The organism is Oceanospirillum sp. (assembly GCF_982874595.1).
In genome coordinates this window covers 18,759-37,338 of record NZ_CEYNZH010000008.1, presented here as the reverse complement: position 1 = coordinate 37,338, position 18,580 = coordinate 18,759, and the positions used below count along the sequence as shown (strand labels likewise).

The window sequence follows — 18,580 nt, the reverse complement described above, 5'->3', positions numbered from 1 at the left end:
CCTTCACAAGGATTTCAGGTTTTTCGCGGTCACTTTTCTGCTCTCTTTCTTCCGGTTCTTCGCCTCCCGAAACAGATGAACCACCGGAAAGCCAGAGCACAAACAACGAAAAGTGACCGCCGTTTTCTGGAGTCCTGTTGTGAAACGATTTCTCTCTCTTTGTGCGTTGCTAAGCGTTTGGCTGAGCTTTGCGCTGGCCCAGCCTGCTCTGGCCAACTCAACCCAAATTCAGCCCCTGCTGGCTGAACTGACCGAAAAAAGTCTGACCAAGGCGATCCCTGTTCTTGAGCAACTTGAAGCAACCGGCTCAGACCGGGTGCTGCCGGTTTTTCAGGCCATGCTAGGTGGTGATCTTTATTACATCAAAGCCGACCGCCAGGTCATCGCCGTTAATGAGCAGAACGGAGAGACCCGCTTTGTCCGTATGCTGGATGGCGAGCCGTTACCGGCCCTTAAGAAAAGCGCCATCAAGAAGATTCGGGTCAACAACAGACTTCGCAGCCACCTCAGAGGCGCAATTGCCCGCCTGCAACTGTCATCACAGTCCGCTGCTGTGCGTGAAAGTGCAGTGCGCAGCCTACTGTCGGATCTGGATGCCGACACAGTTTCCATGATCAGCGAACGCCGCCTGACCGAAGCCAATAATCAGGTCAAAGAGGTGATGGATCTGGCGCTGGCGATCCACAAGCTCAGCAACGCGCCTGAGGCTGTGGATAAACTGAACGCTATTCAGACGCTGGAAAGCAGTCTGGAAAATGATGTGCGCATTCTGCTGAACCGCTACGCCACCATGTCACCGGAGCACAGTGACTACCACAAGAGCGTTAGCGCAGCGGCCGCAAAAGCCCTTGTGGGAATTGAAGACAAAATCGAATTTTACGCCTTTATCGATCAGCTGTTTTTCGGCCTGAGCCTGGGCTCTGTTCTGCTGCTGGCCGCCATCGGCCTTGCCATCACCTTTGGTGTGATGGGCGTGATCAACATGGCCCACGGTGAGATGATTATGCTGGGGGCTTACACCACTTATGTGGTTCAGCTGATGATGCCGAACCATATCGAATACTCCCTCTGGGTTGCGATTCCGGCGGCCTTTGTGGTTTCCGGCCTGATGGGTATTGCCATTGAACGGGGTGTGATTCGTCACCTTCATGGCCGCCCACTGGAAACCCTGCTGGCAACCTTTGGTATCAGCCTGATTCTGCAGCAGCTGGTGCGAACCATCTTCTCCCCCCTGAACCGTCAGGTGGCTTCCCCAGAGTGGATGAGCGGCTCCCTTGAAATCAACCCTGTGCTCTCTCTGACCCTGAACCGCCTTTATATTCTGGCGTTTGCCCTGATCGTTTTCTTCCTGCTGCAGATGATTCTGAAGAAAACCAATCTGGGTCTGAATGTTCGTGCCGTTTCGCAGAACCGTGATATGGCCCGGGCCATGGGTGTTCGCTCCGCCCGTGTCGATGCTCTGACCTTTGGACTGGGTTCCGGTATCGCTGGTATCGCCGGTGTCGCTCTGAGTCAGCTGACCAATGTAGGTCCGAATCTGGGTCAGGCTTACATCATCGACTCCTTTATGGTGGTGGTGTTTGGTGGCGTGGGCAACCTGCTGGGTACGCTGGTGGCAGCCTTCTCCCTGGGTATCGCCAACAAGTTCCTGGAACCTGTTACCGGTGCGGTTCTGGCCAGCATTCTGGTTCTGGTCTTTATCATCCTCTTTATCCAGAAACGTCCTAAAGGCCTCTTCCCGCAAAAAGGGAGGGCTGCAGAATGAGTACCTCCGATATCAAGAGCATGCCCGCTATGATGCAATCTCTGTTTAATCCTCTGTTCAAAGACCGGGGACAACCCGGTGGTCGGGTGGCACCTTTTGTCATCATCCTGCTACTGGTTACGGCACTGGCTTCCGCGTCTAACCTGCTGTTGCCGGAATCTTCGGCACTACATGTCAGCACCTACAGCATCACCCTGCTGGGCAAGTATCTGAGCTACGCCATGCTGGCCCTGGCGGTGGATGTGATCTGGGGCTATTGCGGTATTCTCAGTCTGGGCCATGGTGCTTTCTTCGCACTGGGCGGCTACGGCATGGGGATGTATCTGATGCGTCAGATCGGTGATCGTGGTGTCTACGGTCACCCGGAACTGCCGGACTTTATGGTGTTTCTGGACTGGAAAGAGCTGCCCTGGTTCTGGCTGGGCATGGATCAGTTCTGGTTCGCCATGCTGATGGCGCTTCTGGTTCCCGGTGTTCTGGCCTATATCTTTGGCTGGCTGGCGTTCCGCTCACGGGTGACCGGGGTTTACCTTTCCATTATGACGCAGGCGCTGACCTACGCCCTGATGCTCGCGTTCTTCCGCAACGAGATGGGCTTTGGCGGCAACAACGGCCTGACCGACTTTAAAGATCTGCTCGGCTTTGACCTGCAGGCAGACAGCACCCGAATTGGTCTTTTTGTCACCACGGCTTTGCTGCTGTCACTGACACTGATCACCAGCCACTGGATTATGAAATCCCGTCTCGGCAAGGTGGTGGTTGCGATTCGTGATGGTGAAGCCCGCGCCCGTTTTCTTGGTTACCGTACCGATACCTACAAGGTTTGGCTGTTTGTCTACTCCGCCGTGATCGCAGCAATCGCCGGGGCACTTTATGTTCCTCAGGTGGGCATTATCAATCCCGGTGAATTCTCACCAATCAACTCTATTGAGATCGTGATCTGGGTGGCCGTTGGCGGCCGGGGCACGCTGATCGGTGCCATTATCGGAGCCCTGCTGGTGAATTACGCCAAGACACGCTTCACCGCCATTATGCCGGACGGCTGGCTGTTCGCGCTGGGCGCTCTCTTCGTGCTCGTCACCCTGTATCTACCGAAAGGTCTGATGGGTGTTTTCGATCAGCTGAAACAGCGCCTGGACACCTCACCTAAAAGCCCAACATCCAAAAGCCAAGCACCGACTATACAAACACGCGCAAATCATCAGCCCAAGGAGGTTCATTCATGAGCGCCCTGACCCAACTGAAAGAGAGCGGAAAAGAGCTGATGCGCCGGGATCAGGTGTGGCCTTTTCTGATGCCCGCTGAGAAAAAGATCGATGTTTCCCATCAGATGATTCTCTATGTGGAAGACCTCAATCTGAGCTTCGATGGCTTTAAGGCACTCAACAATCTCAACCTTTATATCAATGATGGTGAACTGCGCTGCCTGATCGGCGCCAACGGTGCGGGTAAAACCACTCTGATGGATGTGATTACCGGTAAAACCAAACCGGATTCCGGTAGTGTCTATTTCGGCCAGAATCACAATTTGCTGGAGCATCAGGAGCCCGCTATAGCCGAGCTTGGCATCGGTCGTAAGTTTCAGAAACCCACGGTGTTTGAAGCCCATACCGTGTTCGACAATCTGGAGCTGTCCCTGAAAACCAGCAAGAAAGTGTTACCGGTGCTGATGGCCAGACTCACTCCCAGCGAGATCGACCGTATCGATCATGTGTTAGGCGTTATCGGCCTGAAAGAACAGCGTTTTATGGCAGCAGGAGCCCTCTCCCACGGCCAGAAGCAGTGGCTGGAGATCGGCATGCTGCTGATGGCTGAACCCCGCCTGCTGCTGATTGATGAACCCGTTGCCGGTATGACCGCTGAAGAGACTGAACGCACCGCAGAATTGCTGCAGTCTCTGGCGGGCAAACACACGGTTATCGTGGTGGAACATGATATGGAGTTTGTGCGCAGCATTGCCCGCACTGTCACCGTATTGCACCAGGGCTCAGTGCTGGCCGAAGGCACTATGGATCAGATACAGAGCAATAAAGATGTGATCGAAGTTTATCTGGGGGAAGAAGCATGATCGCCATTAACAATGTGAATCAGCTCTATGGCGGAACCCAGATTCTGTGGGATCTGAATCTGGATATCGAAGCCGGTTCCTGCACCTGCATTATGGGTCGGAACGGTGTGGGTAAAACCACGCTGCTGAAATGCCTGATGGGACTACTGCCGATCTCAAGTGGTGAGATTCTGTTAGACGGAAAGCCTCTGCACACCCAAAGTGCTGAAAACCGCGCCCCCGGTGGTATCGGTTATGTGCCACAAGGGCGGGACATTTTCCCCATGCTTACCGTGGAAGAGAACCTGCGTATCGGCCTGCCGGTGCGTAAAAGCCGAACCGGAGATACCTCAGGTGACATTCCGGAAAAAATCTTCGAGCTGTTTCCGGTACTGAAAGAGATGCTGCATCGTCGCGGTGGCGACCTGTCCGGTGGCCAACAGCAACAACTGGCCATTGGACGGGCCTTGGTTCTGGAACCCAAGGTGCTGATTCTGGATGAACCCAACGAAGGTATTCAGCCCAACATCGTAAAGCAGATCGGTGATGTCATCCTCAAGCTTAATGAGGAGGAAGGACTAACCGTGATTCTGGTAGAGCAGAAACTGGGCTTTGCCCGCAGGGTGGGTAAAGAGTTCCGTCTGATGGAAAAAGGCCGGGTGGTTGCCAGCGACAAAATGGCCAACCTGAATGATGAGCTGATCCGTCAGTATCTGGCGGTTTAAAGCCCTCAGCGGGTTGAATAAGTGCCGTTAGCCGGTTGAATAAATGCCGTTAGCCGGTTCGACCTGAAGCGGGAGCTGGGCTCCCGCTTTTCTTTATCAGCTCAGATCCAGTTCATTCAACTCATCATAGAGCTGATTAATCGCGGTAACCCGCTGCTGACCTTGCTCCAGTCGACGATGGAAGACCTGATTACTCAGCAGGCTGACCATACTCATGGGTAAGGCGTAGCTGTCAAAAGCCGACACCGTTTCTAACGGAATCTCAAACAGCCAATCCGAGCCACGACAGTTCAGCCCGCTATTTTCTTCAGCAAAAATAATGACCCGGGCAGGATGATCAGAAAGCACCTGAATCAGACGCTTGGTCACTTCCGGACGGCGATGAAAAGCCATCACCACCACAAGATCGTTATCCCCGTAATCAACCAGATCCTCCCCGAGGGTTTGTCCCGGTTGAGGCAGCAGGTTGACCTGATCTCTGCTCTGTATCAGCTGCTGTCTGAGATGCAGCGCCACAGGATAAGCGTTACGAAAACCGATTACAGCGATCTTCCTGGCCTCTGACAGTGCACTAACAATCTGATCCAAAGGCTGATGCTGCAACAAACTCTGCAGCCGCTCAATATTACTGATCTCAGAAGCAAAATGCTGGCTGGTCAGCGACTCATTATTAAGAGAAGCATCACGAGCCATAGGCACACCGGCACGCCGAAGATCCCGCATGGCATTTCGGGCATCGCGGAAACTCTTAAACCCCAAGCGTTTGAACAAACGACTGATGGTCGCTTTTGAGGTCTGACACTCTTTACTGAGTTCAACAGAGTTGTAGGTCGCCAGATCATCCTGATGACTGAGAATAAAGTTAGCAATACGCCGCTCGCTGGGGGAAAACTCGCTGTATTCACGCTGAATAATCTCAATCAGGTCTGCCAATTGATATCTCCCTTACTGACTGCGGTTCGAACTTTATAAGATGACTCTCGCTATCTTACCTAAAAAAGAGCCACCGGCAGCGTTTTCTTTGCAACAAAAATTTCACAAAGAAACTTTTGTTCCAATCAGGTGCAAAACCGTACAAACCTCGCCTTATTCGCCCCAGTTTAATGCATAAAACCCGATGCTTTTTCTTAAAAAAGCGGCTTCGTGTGCCGTCAAAAGCGATAAAACCCGTCCGCCTGAATCTCCATCTGATAGTGGCACCGTTGTTGCAATCAAAAATCAAAATGAATCAAAAGTTTCAATGGAAGCCAAGATGACACAGGAACTCTCTAAATATCGCTACCACACCAACCTGACCGACGCCCGCCTAGGTACTCAGGTTGTTTATGTGACTGATGACTGGTTTGCAGAAGCCAACCGTATGCTGAACCCCGAGCCACCTGTGTGGAAAGAGGGGGTTTACGATGATAACGGTAAATGGATGGATGGCTGGGAGAGCCGTCGAAAGCGTTCCTCCGGCTTCGATTACGCCATTATTAAACTGGGCGCACCCGGCTTTATTGAAGCCTGTGATATCGACACTCAGTTCTTCACCGGTAATTATCCGCCTTCAGCATCGGTTGAAGCTTGCTTCAGCCCAAATGCGGAGCCGGATGCGAACACCCAGTGGACCAAAATTCTGTCAGATAGCAACCTGCAGGGTGACAGTCACAACCTGTTTGAGTGCCTGAATCAGGAACAACCCTGGACTCATCTCAAGCTGAATATCTTCCCCGATGGCGGTGTAGCCCGTTTCCGTTGCTATGGCCGCCCCTATAAAGATTGGGAAAAACACGCCACAGCTGAGTTAACAGATCTGGCATCGGTTCTTAATGGGGGCCGTGCCCTGGCCTGTTCCGATGAGCATTACGGCACCATCAGCAACCTGTTGAATCCGGGGCGCGGTGTGAATATGGGTGACGGCTGGGAAACCGCCCGACGCCGTACACCGGGTTATGACTGGGTGATTATTGCCCTGGGCCACCCCGGCAAGATTGAAGAAGTGTTGATTGATACCTGCCACTTTAAAGGCAACTTCCCCGACTCCTGCTCAATTCAGGCAGGCTTTGTTGAGGGCGGCACTGATGAGCAGCTACCGGCACAGAGCCTGTATTGGGAAGAGCTGTTGCCGTCACAGAAACTGAGCATGGACAGCGAGCATCACTTCCGGGATCAACTGAAACAGCTGGGCCGGGTGAGCCATATTCGGCTGAATATTTTCCCGGATGGTGGCGTCAGTCGCATTCGTGTTCTGGGCACCATCGGGGAATAACAGAGGAATAACGCTATGTCCCGTCTGACACCCGAATCAACGTCAAAGTCACTGCAACCTCAGCTGCTGACAGCAGAAGCTTTTGCGCCTTATGGCGAGGTGATTGACCGGAAACAGCATACGCATTTTCTGATCAATGGCGGCAGTACCGAGCGCTATCACCAAATGGCTAATGTCGAGACAGGGCCGGAAGACGGGCGGGCCATTATCAGTATTTTCCGTAAACCCGTCGCGAATGCTTTTCCGTTTCGGGTAGAGATGATGGAGCAGCATCCCTTTGGCTCTCAGGCATTTATTCCATTGAAAGGCAGACCCTTTCTGATTCTTGTTGCGGCTTCGGCACAGGCCGTGGAACAAGGTGATCTCGCGTTATTTATCAGCGATGGATCACAGGGTGTTAATTACGCAGCAGGCACATGGCACTACCCGCTGATCACCCTGGAAGATGATGATGAGTTGCTGGTGGTAGATCGCCAGGGAGACAAAGATAACTGCAATGAAATACAACGTCCGGATTCAGACGTGTGGATTGCTTATCCATCATCTCTGCCCTCTTAACATCTGAACAGACTGACCTTTAACGGGACACACCCTTCATTGCCCGCAAGGCAATGTTTTTAGCAGATACGAAGCGATTCGTATCTGCTTTTTTTATGCGCAGACATTAAGAACTGGAGATTCGGACTTAAAAACTGAGCGCCTTTTCAAGATCGATCTCAACCTCACGGTTTTTCAACGGCAGATGCTCCTGAATACCATGAATATGACGTCCCATCTGAGCACTGGCTGCCTCATGATCACCGGAGAATATCGCTTCAAGCAAAGCCTCATGCTCATGTAAGGAGCACTTCACATCTGACGTTGGCTGGTACAAGGCAATAATCAGGGATGAGCGCAAAATCAGATGACTGAGCAACTCGGCCAATACCTGATTACCGGCAATATCCGCCAGCAAACTGTGGAAAGCCCCCGACTCGCGCACCATATCACGGCGGTCGCCATGGCGAATGGCTTCTGCTTCTTTTTCCAGCTGTTTCTGAAGATGTTGTTTGTGTGAAGGCGTGAGCTTACCCACAGCAAGAGAAACGATACCCTTTTCCAGCACGCAGCGGGCATCAAAAACATCTTTTGCCTCTTCAACAGTGGGCTGGGCGACGAAGGCCCCCCGGTTAGGGAAGATATCAACCACCTTATACTCAACCGATAACTTCTGCAGTGCTGCACGGACATGGTTACGGTTTGCGCTGAGCACGTCTACCAGCTTAGCTTCTGTTAATCGGGCTCCTGGTGGCAGGCGATGTTCATAGATCGCAGCCGCGATCGCATCAACAATACGCTGCACTTCCTGCTGGGCTCTGGTCGCCATTAAAACATCCTCATCAGCCTAAATTGTTAACAATTATAGCAAAAATAGTTGAACAATCATCACTGAAAAGCACTTTAATAACGCCCTATCACAGAGCATAAAGCACAATTTAAGTGCATAAAAACAGCTTAAAAACACCTTTACAGGCCTCATTTAATCAACAAATCTAATAAAAACAACCCGTTATAAACACGTTGAATTGTTTGGCACACTTATCGCTAACAGAAGAACCAAAGATTGCTAACAATTTGGAAAAAGCTATGAGTAAAGGTTCTGTTGAGCTAGTTGGGGTATCCAAGCGTTACGACGAGAGTCTGGCGGTAAAAGAGATCAATCTGAAAATTCCCGGCGGCAGCTATTGCTGTCTTCTGGGCCCCAGTGGTTGCGGTAAATCCACAACGCTACGCATGATCGCTGGTCACGAAGCCGCTTCCGAAGGTGACATTCTGCTGAACAACCGTAACGTTACTGACCTGCCTCCGAGAGAGCGGGGCACGGCACTAATGTTCCAGAACTATGCACTTTTCCCACATCTCAACAGCCTGGATAACGTGGCTTTCAGTCTGAAGATTAGCGGTGTATCGAAAGAAGAGCGCCATAACCGGGCACGCAAGATGCTGGATCTGGTGAATATGGGGAATTTTGCAGAAGCGTTTCCGGAGCAGATGTCCGGTGGTCAGCAGCAGCGTGTTGCCCTGGCCCGAGCCCTGATTAACGAACCGGAAGTGATCCTGCTGGATGAACCTCTGTCGGCACTTGACCCCTTTCTGCGTGCCAAAATGCGTACCGAACTCAAGCGTATCCAGCAGAAGCTGGGGATCACCTTTATCCATGTGACCCACTCTCAGGAAGAGGCCTTTGCGCTGTCGGATCAGGTGGTGGTGATGAACCATGGCCATATTGAGCAGGTGGACACCCCTGTCGGCATCTTTACCCGACCAAAAACAGCCTTTGTAGCCAGCTTTATTGGTGGTCACAACATCATTACCGGTAAGCAGGAAGCAAACCGCTTCAGCCCGGACCAGGCCGTCAGCATCGAACTGCCACCGGCACTTCACTCAGATGAATCACTGGAGCGGACAGTTTCGCTACGCTGCGACCGTATTCAGATCGCTCCCACCCCCTTTGCAGGCGCTCTGGAAACATCGGCCCGTATCGAAGATGTGGAGTACCTCGGCAGCTACATCCATCTGAAGTGTCAGCTTGGCGATCAGTTTTGTCTTTCTGTTTACCAGAATGACTCGGACTTTCTCAGCCACCCCTTTAGCCCCGGTGATACCGCCTATCTGGGATGGCAAAACGATCAACTGAACCCCCTGCAATAACTCAATAAGCGGTCCCAAAAAAACACCAGCAATAACAACAAGAGTTAACCCTAGATAAAACAACTCAATATGCCAGAGAGGCTGTTATGAAAGATGATGTGAAAAACCCAAGCGAAGTTACCGGAGCCGAAACAGAAACGGTTTCAACAACGCCAGAAAAAAAAGGTATGTCACGCCGCACCTTTATTAAAGCCGCAGGTGCTTTAAGTGGTGCTGCCGTTGGGTCAGGAGCCATTACTGGCTTTCCGATGATCTGGGCACAGAACATCAAAAACATCACACTGCGTCAGTTTGGTACCGGGGTTTCTAACCTCAATGCCATCGCGCAGAAAGCCAAGGAAGATCTGGGTATCAATCTGGAATTAACCGCTCTGGATTCCGATGCCGTAGCACAGCGCACCGTGACTCAGCCCCGCTCTTTCGACATTGCCGATATCGAATACTGGATCTGTAAGAAGGTTTTCCCGGCCGGCACCATGCAGGCGATGGATACTCACCGTCTGAAAAACTTCGACAAGATCGCACCGCTTTTCATCAACGGTAAGCTGACCCCGGATTCTGTGATCGCTCAGGGCACCGCCCCTCATACTGTCGGTTTTGTTGAAGGCGCAAACTCGACTGAGTTTGCGGATAACCCAACCCGCTGGATGACGCTGGTTCCGACTATTTATAACGCAGACACGCTGGGTATTCGTCCGGATCTGGTCGGCCGCCCGATTACCAACTGGCGTGACATTATGGACCCGGCATTCCGTGGTAAGACTTCCATTCTGAACATTCCGGCCATCGGCATTATGGATGCCGCGATGATTTGCGAATCCATGGGTGAGATCAAATACGCCGACAAAGGCAACATGACCCGTGCTGAGATCGACCAAACCATCGCCATTCTGAAAGAAGCCAAATCACAGGGTCAGTTCCGTGCGTTCTGGAAGAGCTTTGATGAGTCCGTCAACCTGATGTCTTCCGGTGAAGTGGTGATTCAGTCTATGTGGTCTCCGGCAGTTGCCGCGGTTCGCTCAAAGGGTATCGAGTGCCGCTATCAACCACTACAGGAAGGTTACCGTTCATGGGGCGGTGGTATCGGTCTTGCGAAGCATCTGAGTGGTATTGAGCTGGATGCCGCTTATGAATATATCGACTGGTATCTGTCTGGTTGGGTCGGTGCTTACCTGAACCGTCAGGGCTACTACTCTGCGGCACCGTCCACCTCAAAACAGTATATGACGGCTGATGAATGGGGTTACTGGATTGAAGGTAAACCGGCACAGGGCGACATTCTGAGTCCTGAAGGTAAGGTGATGGAAAAAGCCGGTGCGGTGCGTGACGGTGGCTCTTACTGGGAGCGTATGAGCTCCGTGGCCTGCTGGAACTCTGTCATGGATGAAAACAAGTACATGCTCAGAAAATGGAATGAGTTTATCGCCTCTTAACGCGATACAGCCATCAGAGATAAGGCGGGGGCTACGGCCTCCCGCCTCAATTTATCGGAGCAGATTCAATGCGCTTTTTTTCTCGATACATCAGTTACTTTCAGGCCGCACCGCTGGCTCTGGTTATTTTGTTATTTTTGCTTTTCCCGATTCTGACCATCTTTGTGGTGAGCTTCTGGGATTACGATTCTTACCGGCTTCTGCCGGATTTTATTACTGAAAACTATGAATTTCTTCTGACATCATCGGTGACTTACAGCGCATATCTGAAGACTCTGTTCTATGCCGTTTCAACACTGATCATCACCTTGCTGATCGGTTTTACGGTGGCTTATTACATCGCTTTTTATGTCAAAAATTCCTTCGTACAGAGCCTGCTGTTTATCGCCTGTACGGTACCGTTCCTGACATCCAATATCATCCGTATGATCTCCTGGATTCCGTTACTGGGGCGCAACGGTCTGGTGAATTCAGCCTTACTGGAAACCCACATTATCGACGAGCCCATCGAGTGGCTGTTGTACAGTGATTTCAGTGTCATTCTGGCCTTTGTTCACCTGTATACCCTGTTTGTGGTTGTTCCCGTTTTTAACTCTATGATGCGTATCGACCGCAATCTGGTAGAGGCCGCCATCGACTCCGGCGCCAGCGCTTTTCAAACCATTACCCACGTTATTCTGCCGCTGTGCAAATCCGGTCTGGCGATCGGCTCCATCTTCGTGATGACGCTGGTGATGGGCGACTTTATTACCGTCACTATGATGAGCGGGGGTCTGAGTGCTTCCGTGGGCGTTCTGATCCGCAATGAGATCTCTCTGCTGCAATACCCTGCGGCTGCCGCAAACGCCATCGTCCTGCTGGGAACCGTGCTGATTATGCTCAGCGTGATGTTCCGCTTTATCAATATCAAGAAGGAGCTGTAAAACCATGGCTCGCATTAACCAACGACATAAGCCGGGCTTTGTGCCTCTGACTCTGTTTTTTATGCTATTTCTGGTCTTTCTTTACGGACCGACAGTGACCATTGCCATTTTGTCATTCCAGGGCCCTAACGGTGGCCTGACTTTCCCGATGAACGGGGTGTCACTCCACTGGTTCCGTCAGCTGTTTGAACCCCAGCAGGTGGGTGATTTTGGCGGCTCTTTGTTCCGCTCTGTATTGCTGGGTTTTGCGGTCATGATCTGCACCGCGGCATTTTCACTACTGGCAGGCCTGGCATATCGCCGCAAATTTAAAGGCAGTGATGCACTGTTTTATCTCTCTCTGGTTAGCCTGATCCTGCCCTCTATTCTGATCAGCCTGGGGATCGGCATCATGTTTGACCGTTTGGGTATTGCACCAACCTGGTACACCTCGGCTTTTGGTGCTCATCTGACCTGGACGCTGCCCTTTGGCCTGCTGATTATGTTTGCGGTATTCAACCGCTTTAACCGCAGCTATGAAGCTGCGGCTATGGATATGGGTGCAACCTCCTGGCAGACCTTCCGTTTTGTGGTATTTCCTCTGGTTCTGCCGAGTCTGATCGGTGTCAGCCTGTTTGGCTTCACCCTCTCCTATGACGAGTTTGCCCGCACACTGATGACCTCCGGCACCTATAACACCTTGCCGCTGGAGATCTACGGCATGACCACCAACGTCACCTCTCCTGTGCTCTATGCATTGGGTACGGTTACCACTCTGTTCTCTTTCAGTCTGATCTTTTGCGCCATGTTTGCTGTTCACCTGCTGAAAAAGCATCGGGCTAAAACCCTTAACTAAGCCATCGGAATATCTATGTCACAGACCATTTGCGTTATAAACCCCAACACCAGCAAAGCGATGCGCCAGGTTATTGAAACCAGCTGCCAACAGGTAGCCCTGAATGATACCCAGCTGAAGGTTGTCTGCGCGCCTTCAGGCGTTGCCAGTGTGGAAGGTTTTTATGATGGCGCTCTTGCCACCGTAGGCGTACTGAAAAGCCTGCAAAGCAACCCATCACAGGGTTATCTGATCGCCTGTGCAGACGACACCGGTCTTGATGCCTGCCGTGAGATCACACCCGCTCCGGTTCTGGGTATCGGTGAAGCCGCCATGCACACAGCAACCCTTTTAGGCGCAGGCTTTTCGGTGCTGACAGCACAACAGAAGTCGGTGCATATTCTGGAGCGTAATGCCCATCAATATGGCTTTGCCACCCACTGCCGGGGTGTACATGCCATGAAAACACCTGTGCTTGATCTGGAAAAATTTCTCGAACCGGAATGGTTCCCGATTCTGCTGCAACGTTGCCAGCAGATTCTGGAACAGGATGAATCGGAGGTACTGGTTCTCGGCTGTGCCGGCCTGACCATTCTGCAAAAGAAGTTGCAGGATGCCCTGCAGGTTCCGGTGATTGATGGCGTCAGAGCAGGTATCAGTCTGATCGAAGGCCTGCTGCGTTGCGGACTATCCACCAGCAAGCACTGCACCTATCAGCCCGCTGAAGATAAAACGACAGCAGGTGAATAAGGATGAGTAGCAATTATCCCAGAGATATGAAGGGTTACGGCGCTAACCCGCCTAATGCCAACTGGCCCAACCAGGCCAAACTGGCGGTTCAGTTCGTACTCAATTATGAGGAAGGCGGTGAAAATTCTGTACTTCACGGCGACCCCCATGCCGAAACCTTTCTGTCGGAAATAGCCGGAGCCCAGCCTTACACAAGCCGCCATATGAGCATGGAGTCGTTGTACGAGTACGGCTCCCGTGTCGGGGTATGGCGCATCCTCAGAGAGTTTGAAAAGCGTCAGCTGCCCATGACCATTTTTGGCGTTGCGATGGCACTGGCAAGAAACCCTGAAGTGACCCAGGCTTTTATAGATCAGGGCCACGAAATCGCCTGCCATGGCCTGCGCTGGATTCACTATCAGGACATGCCGGAACATATCGAGCGGGAACACATGAAAGAAGCCGTTCGTATGCTGGAACAGATGACAGGGGAAACGCCTCTGGGCTGGTACACAGGACGGGACTCTCCCAACACCCGTCAGCTGGTTGTTGAGCATGGAGGCTTTCTGTATGACTCCGATTACTATGGCGATGACCTGCCTTTCTGGACTCCGGTTACAACCTCAACCGGTGAAACCCGACAGCATCTGGTTATCCCCTACACGCTGGACTGTAACGATATGCGCTTCTCATCCTCTCAGGGATTTTCTGAGGGTGATGAATTCTACCGCTATCTGAAGGACAGCTTTGATGTGATGTATGAAGAAGGAGCAACACGCCCGGCAATGATGTCCATCGGCTTGCACTGTCGCCTGATCGGTAAACCCGGACGCTTCCGCGCCCTGCAACGCTTTCTGGATTACCTGCAAAGCTTTGACGATATCTGGATCACCCGAAGGGTTGATATCGCAAACCACTGGATAAAAGAGCATCCGGCTCCGAGCTAAAGCTTAAAAACACACCAAGATATCTCACCATGCACTGATGTTGCCCTCAAAGCACAACATCGGTGCATTTTGCGTTGTTTATTTTTTTCAATACGCTAAGAAAATAAAAATACCCCTTACATTTCAAACAGTTAAAAAACATGGCCTCTTCATTGCTTTATCTATGAAACAAATGATTCAAAGAAAAACACAAATGAAACAAAAGAGGCTATGCACAATGAAAGCAACAAAACTCTTTCGCAACGGAAAATCCCTTCTGGGTAACTGCATCAAACTTGTTGGCGCTGTGACTCTATCGTTAGCGGCCCTGAATGCTCAGGCCAATCAACTTTCAACAATTCAGGAACGGGGGGAGCTGGTGGTTGCAGTACCACAGGACTTCCCACCTTTTGGCTCTGTTGGAAAGGATCTGCAACCGGTCGGCTACGATGTGGACATGGCTGCATTTCTGGCTGAGAGCATGAAGCTGAAACTTAAGCTGGTTCCCGTTACCAGTGCGAACCGAATTCCTTATCTGCAAACCGGTAAAGTGGATCTGGTGATCTCCAGCATGGGAAAAAATGCTGAGCGTGAGAAAGTCGTCGACTTTTCCCGCGCCTATGCGCCTTTCTTCCTGGGTGTTTTTGGTGAAAGCGAGGCCACCGTTAAATCTCCGGCCGATCTTGCCGGAAAAGTTGTCGGTGTCACCCGAGGCTCTGTTGAAGATCTGGAGCTGACCAAGGTAGCGCCTGACTCTGTCACCATTCAGCGCTTCGAAGACAACAACACCACAATTTCGGCCTACCTTTCCGGTCAGGTCGAGTTTATTGCCACCGGTAACCTGGTCGCAGCCAAAATCGCTGAGCGTCAATCCAACCGCGATCTGGTATCCAAATTCATGATCAAAAACTCACCCTGCTACATCGGTATGCGCAAAAGCGAGCCAGAACTGTTGAGCAAAGTGAACACGCTGGTCGCTCAGGGTATTCAAAGCGGGAAACTTGATGAGCTGTCGATTAAGTGGTTCAAGGCCCCCCTTCCTGAAGAGCTGAAGTAAGTAAGGGGTAGTCATCATGGCATACAACTTTCAGTTTTCTGGCCTGTTGCCCTACCTGCAAAATCTGGTGGATGGGCTTGTTACCACCGTTGTGATTACCCTGATAACGACCGTTCTGGGGTGCCTTTTAGGCACCCTATGTGCGGCAGCTCGGGCAGGGCAATCCTCTTTGAAATCCAAAGCCGTTGGCGTTTATGTCGAACTGATCCGTAACACGCCCTTTATCGTTCAGCTGTTTTTTATCTTCTTTGGGCTGCCGGCACTGGGGCTGAGATTATCAGCCTGGGAAGCGGGGGTACTGGCCATGGTGATTAACCTTGGAGCCTACAGTACAGAGATTATCCGGGCGGGTATTGAGGCAACCCCAAAAGGCCAGATTGAAGCGGCTAAAGTGCTTGGACTAACCCGTTTTCAGACCTTTGTTCGCGTCGTACTGCCGCCTGCTATTCAGAAAATTTATCCCGCTCTGACCAGCCAGTGCATCATCGTCATGCTGGGATCTGCGGTGCTGTCACAGATTTCGGTTCAGGAACTCACCTTTGCCGCGAACTTTATCCAATCCCGAAACTTCCTGAGCTTTGAAGTCTATTTTGTGGTGGCCGGTGTTTATCTTCTGCTCTCTATCGGAATGCGCCAGCTCTTTAACGGGATTCACTATCTTGTCTTCCCTAATCTGAGGGCACAACGATGAATGAATTTACCAACTGGGATATCTTTCAGGCGCTGATTCTTGCCGCACGCTGGACGGTTGTTTTATCCCTGATCGCCTTTTTAGGCGGCGCAACTGTTGGCCTGATTTTAACGTTTCTGCAGATCAGCAGCAGAACCGCATTAGTCAAAGTCGCCCGCCTTTATGTCGAGTTATTTCAGGGTACCCCTCTGCTGATGCAGCTGTTTCTGGTCTTTTTTGGCTTGTCGCTTCTGGGCATCGATGTCTCGCCCTGGACAGCAGCAGCTCTGGCGCTGACGCTGTTCAGTAGCGCCTTTCTGTCTGAAATCTGGCGTGGCTGTATTGAATCACTCCCCAAAGGCCAATGGGAGGCCTCACGCTGCCTAGGTCTCAGCTACTTCGAAATCATGCGACACATTATTTTGCCTCAGGCATTGAAGGTGGCCGTAGCCCCTACCGTCGGATTTTCAGTGCAGATCGTTAAAGGCACCGCTCTGGCCTCAATCATTGGCTTTGTCGAATTAACCAAAGCCGGAACCATGCTCAACAACGCAACCTTCGAACCCTTCAAAGTATTTGGCATGGTTGCGCTGATCTATTTCCTGCTGTGCTACCCGCTATCTGTAGCCAGCCGTCATCTGGAGAGAAAACTCAATGTCACTGGTTAGTATCGATAACGTTCATAAATATTACGGCGACAACCATGTACTCAAAGGTGTCGATCTGAAAATTAAAGCCGGTGAGGTTATCTCTATTATTGGCCGAAGTGGCTCAGGCAAAAGCACTCTGCTTCGTTGCATCAATGGTCTGGAAGGCTATGACAAAGGCGGCATCACTGTTGACCAGATGGAGGTGACCAGTGACGAAGAACAGATCAGAAAGCTGAGCAAAAGCGTGGGCATGGTCTTTCAAAGTTTCAACCTGTTTCCACACCTGACCGTGAGCCAGAACATTACTCTGGCCCCCAAACTGGTTCGCAAAATCTCTGCGGAAAAAGCCGATGCCTTAGCGCTTCAGGTGCTTGAAAAAGTAGGACTGAAAGATAAAGCCACAAGCTACCCTCAGGAGTTATCAGGCGGACAGCAGCAGAGGGTTGCCATCGCCCGATCTCTGGCGATGCAGCCTAAGGTGCTGCTGTGCGATGAAATTACCTCGGCCCTTGATCCGGAACTGGTTGGCGATGTTCTGAATGTTCTGGAAGAGCTGGCGGCAGAGGGCATGACTCTTGTGCTGGTCACGCACGAGATGAATTTCGCAAGAGATGTGGGAGATCGCGTGATCTTTATGCATCAGGGAAAAATATGGGAATCCGGTGATGCCAAGGAAGTATTTGCCGCTCCCAAAACGCCGGAACTGCAGAAATTTATTGATGCTGTTCTCTAGCATTCCCCGGATCCCAAACACCGAAAGTTGGTCGGGAATTTGCATCAACAGGTTACAGAAAGCCATTTACAGTGCGCCAGAAAAAATAAAACCCAATAAAAACAGTAGGTTAGCCAACCAATAAAGCGCACCAAGAAATCTTAACCAATAAAATAAGCACCAAAAGAGTGCAAACATAAAACAGACAGCCCTATGAATCAGGCAGTGATAACAACACAGGCTTCCCATTGGGAAGCCCGACTGGCACTCAAGCTGGCCCGCACAATGCGCGGTTCAGTCCTTAAAGGTTGCGAACATAAAGGCCCGCTTTATGTGCAGAAGCCCTTTTACCCTGAAGGGCGCAATCTGGCGCATCTCTATCTGCTGCATCCACCGGGAGGCATGGTTTCCGGTGATACCCTGACCATCTCTGCCGATGTGGATGAACAAGCTTCTGCTCTGATTACAACGCCGGGTGCAGGCCGGGTTTATAAGGCACGCGCTGATAAAAGCCTGCAGCATCAGATACTGCGCTTTGATCTGGCAGATGATGCCTCCCTCGAATGGCTGCCACTGGAAGGCATTATCTATCCCGGTGCCATGACGCAACTGGATACACAGGTTCACCTGACCGGAAACGCCCGCTATATCGGCTGGGAGATCACCAGTCTCGGCCTGCCCGCCTGTCAGCAACCCTTTTCCCCCGGCAGTCTGATGAAGCAAAACCTGCAGATTTATCGCGATGGCAAGCTCTGTCTGCGCGAACGGTTAGTCGTCGATGGCGATCAGCAGGAAAACGGCATGCTGCAGAGCCTTGCAGGTCTTAGAGGTTATCCGATCACCGCCATGATGGTGGCCGGCCCATTCGATGCGCCCTCTTTTAATGCCCCACTAAATGATGATGAAACCGTACTGGAAAACCTGATCCGCCGGTTGCGGGATTGCTGCGAGCAGCACAAATCCCTCGATGAGGATTTTCTCGCGGGCGTCACCCTGAATCACGGCTTTGTGATAGTGCGCTATCTGGGTCGCTGCTCGGAAAAAGCCCGCAAACTCTTTATCGAATGCTGGAAACAGGTACGCCCTGAACTACTCAACCGCGATGCCTGTGAGCCACGTATCTGGGCTACCTGAGTAACCAATACCTGAACAAAACGCGCCTGAATTCAAAACGCTGAATCGCCGAA

Annotated in this window: 19 protein-coding genes; 17 read left to right on the top strand and 2 right to left on the bottom strand. The window is 51.5% G+C overall.

What is annotated here, in order from left to right:
• The first annotated feature begins 139 nt into the window (after nt 1-139).
• The 4 genes from urtB to urtE are packed head-to-tail and all read left to right on the top strand — an operon-like array spanning nt 140 to nt 4,537.
• Nucleotides 140-1,765 carry an urea ABC transporter permease subunit UrtB gene (urtB, locus tag AC4GL5_RS05540; RefSeq protein WP_490381795.1) on the top strand — a complete coding sequence of 542 codons (1,626 nt, stop codon included), beginning with the start codon at nt 140-142 and terminating at the stop codon, nt 1,763-1,765.
• Between the two features lie 29 nt (nt 1,766-1,794).
• On the top strand, nt 1,795-2,991 hold the full coding sequence (urtC, locus tag AC4GL5_RS05535; RefSeq protein ID WP_490381863.1) for an urea ABC transporter permease subunit UrtC: 1,197 nt from the start codon (nt 1,795-1,797) through the stop codon (nt 2,989-2,991).
• Nucleotides 2,988-3,833 (top strand): urea ABC transporter ATP-binding protein UrtD, encoded by an 846-nt coding sequence (gene urtD / locus AC4GL5_RS05530; protein WP_490381794.1) that lies wholly within the window; start codon nt 2,988-2,990, stop codon nt 3,831-3,833. The genes urtC and urtD overlap by 4 nt, the downstream gene beginning before the upstream one ends.
• Nucleotides 3,830-4,537 carry an urea ABC transporter ATP-binding subunit UrtE gene (gene urtE / locus AC4GL5_RS05525; protein ID WP_490381793.1) on the top strand — a complete coding sequence of 236 codons (708 nt, stop codon included), beginning with the start codon at nt 3,830-3,832 and terminating at the stop codon, nt 4,535-4,537. Before urtD ends, urtE begins: the two co-directional genes overlap by 4 nt.
• A 96-nt stretch (nt 4,538-4,633) precedes the next feature.
• On the opposite strand, the gene AC4GL5_RS05520 is transcribed toward urtE, so the two are convergent.
• On the bottom strand, nt 4,634-5,470 hold the full coding sequence (locus AC4GL5_RS05520; protein WP_490381792.1) for a MurR/RpiR family transcriptional regulator: 837 nt from the start codon (nt 5,468-5,470) through the stop codon (nt 4,634-4,636).
• A 319-nt stretch (nt 5,471-5,789) separates the two neighbouring features.
• Between AC4GL5_RS05520 and alc the strand changes: the two genes are divergently transcribed.
• Complete coding sequence (alc, locus tag AC4GL5_RS05515) at nt 5,790-6,788, top strand: allantoicase (RefSeq protein ID WP_490381791.1); 999 nt, start codon at nt 5,790-5,792, stop codon at nt 6,786-6,788.
• 15 nt (nt 6,789-6,803) lie between these two features.
• On the top strand, nt 6,804-7,346 hold the full coding sequence (locus AC4GL5_RS05510; RefSeq protein ID WP_417837673.1) for an ureidoglycolate lyase: 543 nt from the start codon (nt 6,804-6,806) through the stop codon (nt 7,344-7,346).
• A 127-nt stretch (nt 7,347-7,473) separates the two neighbouring features.
• Here AC4GL5_RS05510 and AC4GL5_RS05505 read toward each other — a convergent pair whose 3' ends face one another.
• The gene (locus AC4GL5_RS05505) at nt 7,474-8,154 is read right to left on the bottom strand and encodes a GntR family transcriptional regulator (protein WP_490381790.1); all 681 of its coding nucleotides are present in this window, start codon (nt 8,152-8,154) and stop codon (nt 7,474-7,476) included.
• A 260-nt stretch (nt 8,155-8,414) separates the two neighbouring features.
• Between AC4GL5_RS05505 and AC4GL5_RS05500 the strand changes: the two genes are divergently transcribed.
• The 11 genes from AC4GL5_RS05500 to AC4GL5_RS05450 all read left to right on the top strand — a co-directional run bounded on the left by AC4GL5_RS05500 (nt 8,415) and on the right by AC4GL5_RS05450 (nt 18,527).
• Nucleotides 8,415-9,479: an ABC transporter ATP-binding protein gene (locus AC4GL5_RS05500; RefSeq protein WP_490381789.1), complete on the top strand. Its 1,065-nt coding sequence runs from the start codon at nt 8,415-8,417 to the stop codon at nt 9,477-9,479.
• An 86-nt stretch (nt 9,480-9,565) separates the two neighbouring features.
• Nucleotides 9,566-10,912: an ABC transporter substrate-binding protein gene (locus AC4GL5_RS05495; RefSeq protein ID WP_490381788.1), complete on the top strand. Its 1,347-nt coding sequence runs from the start codon at nt 9,566-9,568 to the stop codon at nt 10,910-10,912.
• Between the two features lie 68 nt (nt 10,913-10,980).
• A complete protein-coding gene (locus tag AC4GL5_RS05490; protein ID WP_490381787.1) occupies nt 10,981-11,835 on the top strand; it encodes an ABC transporter permease in 855 nt (284 codons plus the stop codon).
• 4 nt (nt 11,836-11,839) lie between these two features.
• A complete protein-coding gene (locus AC4GL5_RS05485) occupies nt 11,840-12,670 on the top strand; it encodes an ABC transporter permease (RefSeq protein ID WP_490381786.1) in 831 nt (276 codons plus the stop codon).
• 15 nt (nt 12,671-12,685) lie between these two features.
• The gene (locus AC4GL5_RS05480) at nt 12,686-13,399 is read left to right on the top strand and encodes an aspartate/glutamate racemase family protein (RefSeq protein WP_490381785.1); all 714 of its coding nucleotides are present in this window, start codon (nt 12,686-12,688) and stop codon (nt 13,397-13,399) included.
• Between the two features lie 2 nt (nt 13,400-13,401).
• A complete protein-coding gene (gene puuE, locus AC4GL5_RS05475) occupies nt 13,402-14,325 on the top strand; it encodes an allantoinase PuuE (RefSeq protein ID WP_490381784.1) in 924 nt (307 codons plus the stop codon).
• A 217-nt stretch (nt 14,326-14,542) separates the two neighbouring features.
• Complete coding sequence (locus tag AC4GL5_RS05470; RefSeq protein WP_490381783.1) at nt 14,543-15,361, top strand: transporter substrate-binding domain-containing protein; 819 nt, start codon at nt 14,543-14,545, stop codon at nt 15,359-15,361.
• Nucleotides 15,362-15,377: 16 nt separating this feature from the next.
• Entirely contained in the window at nt 15,378-16,052 is a 675-nt protein-coding gene (locus AC4GL5_RS05465) for an amino acid ABC transporter permease (protein ID WP_490381782.1), read from the top strand.
• On the top strand, nt 16,049-16,699 hold the full coding sequence (locus AC4GL5_RS05460; RefSeq protein ID WP_490381781.1) for an amino acid ABC transporter permease: 651 nt from the start codon (nt 16,049-16,051) through the stop codon (nt 16,697-16,699). The genes AC4GL5_RS05465 and AC4GL5_RS05460 overlap by 4 nt, the downstream gene beginning before the upstream one ends.
• Nucleotides 16,686-17,414: an amino acid ABC transporter ATP-binding protein gene (locus AC4GL5_RS05455; RefSeq protein WP_490381780.1), complete on the top strand. Its 729-nt coding sequence runs from the start codon at nt 16,686-16,688 to the stop codon at nt 17,412-17,414. Before AC4GL5_RS05460 ends, AC4GL5_RS05455 begins: the two co-directional genes overlap by 14 nt.
• Nucleotides 17,415-17,606: 192 nt before the next feature.
• Nucleotides 17,607-18,527 carry an urease accessory protein UreD gene (locus AC4GL5_RS05450; RefSeq protein ID WP_490381779.1) on the top strand — a complete coding sequence of 307 codons (921 nt, stop codon included), beginning with the start codon at nt 17,607-17,609 and terminating at the stop codon, nt 18,525-18,527.
• Nucleotides 18,528-18,580: the final 53 nt, after the last annotated feature.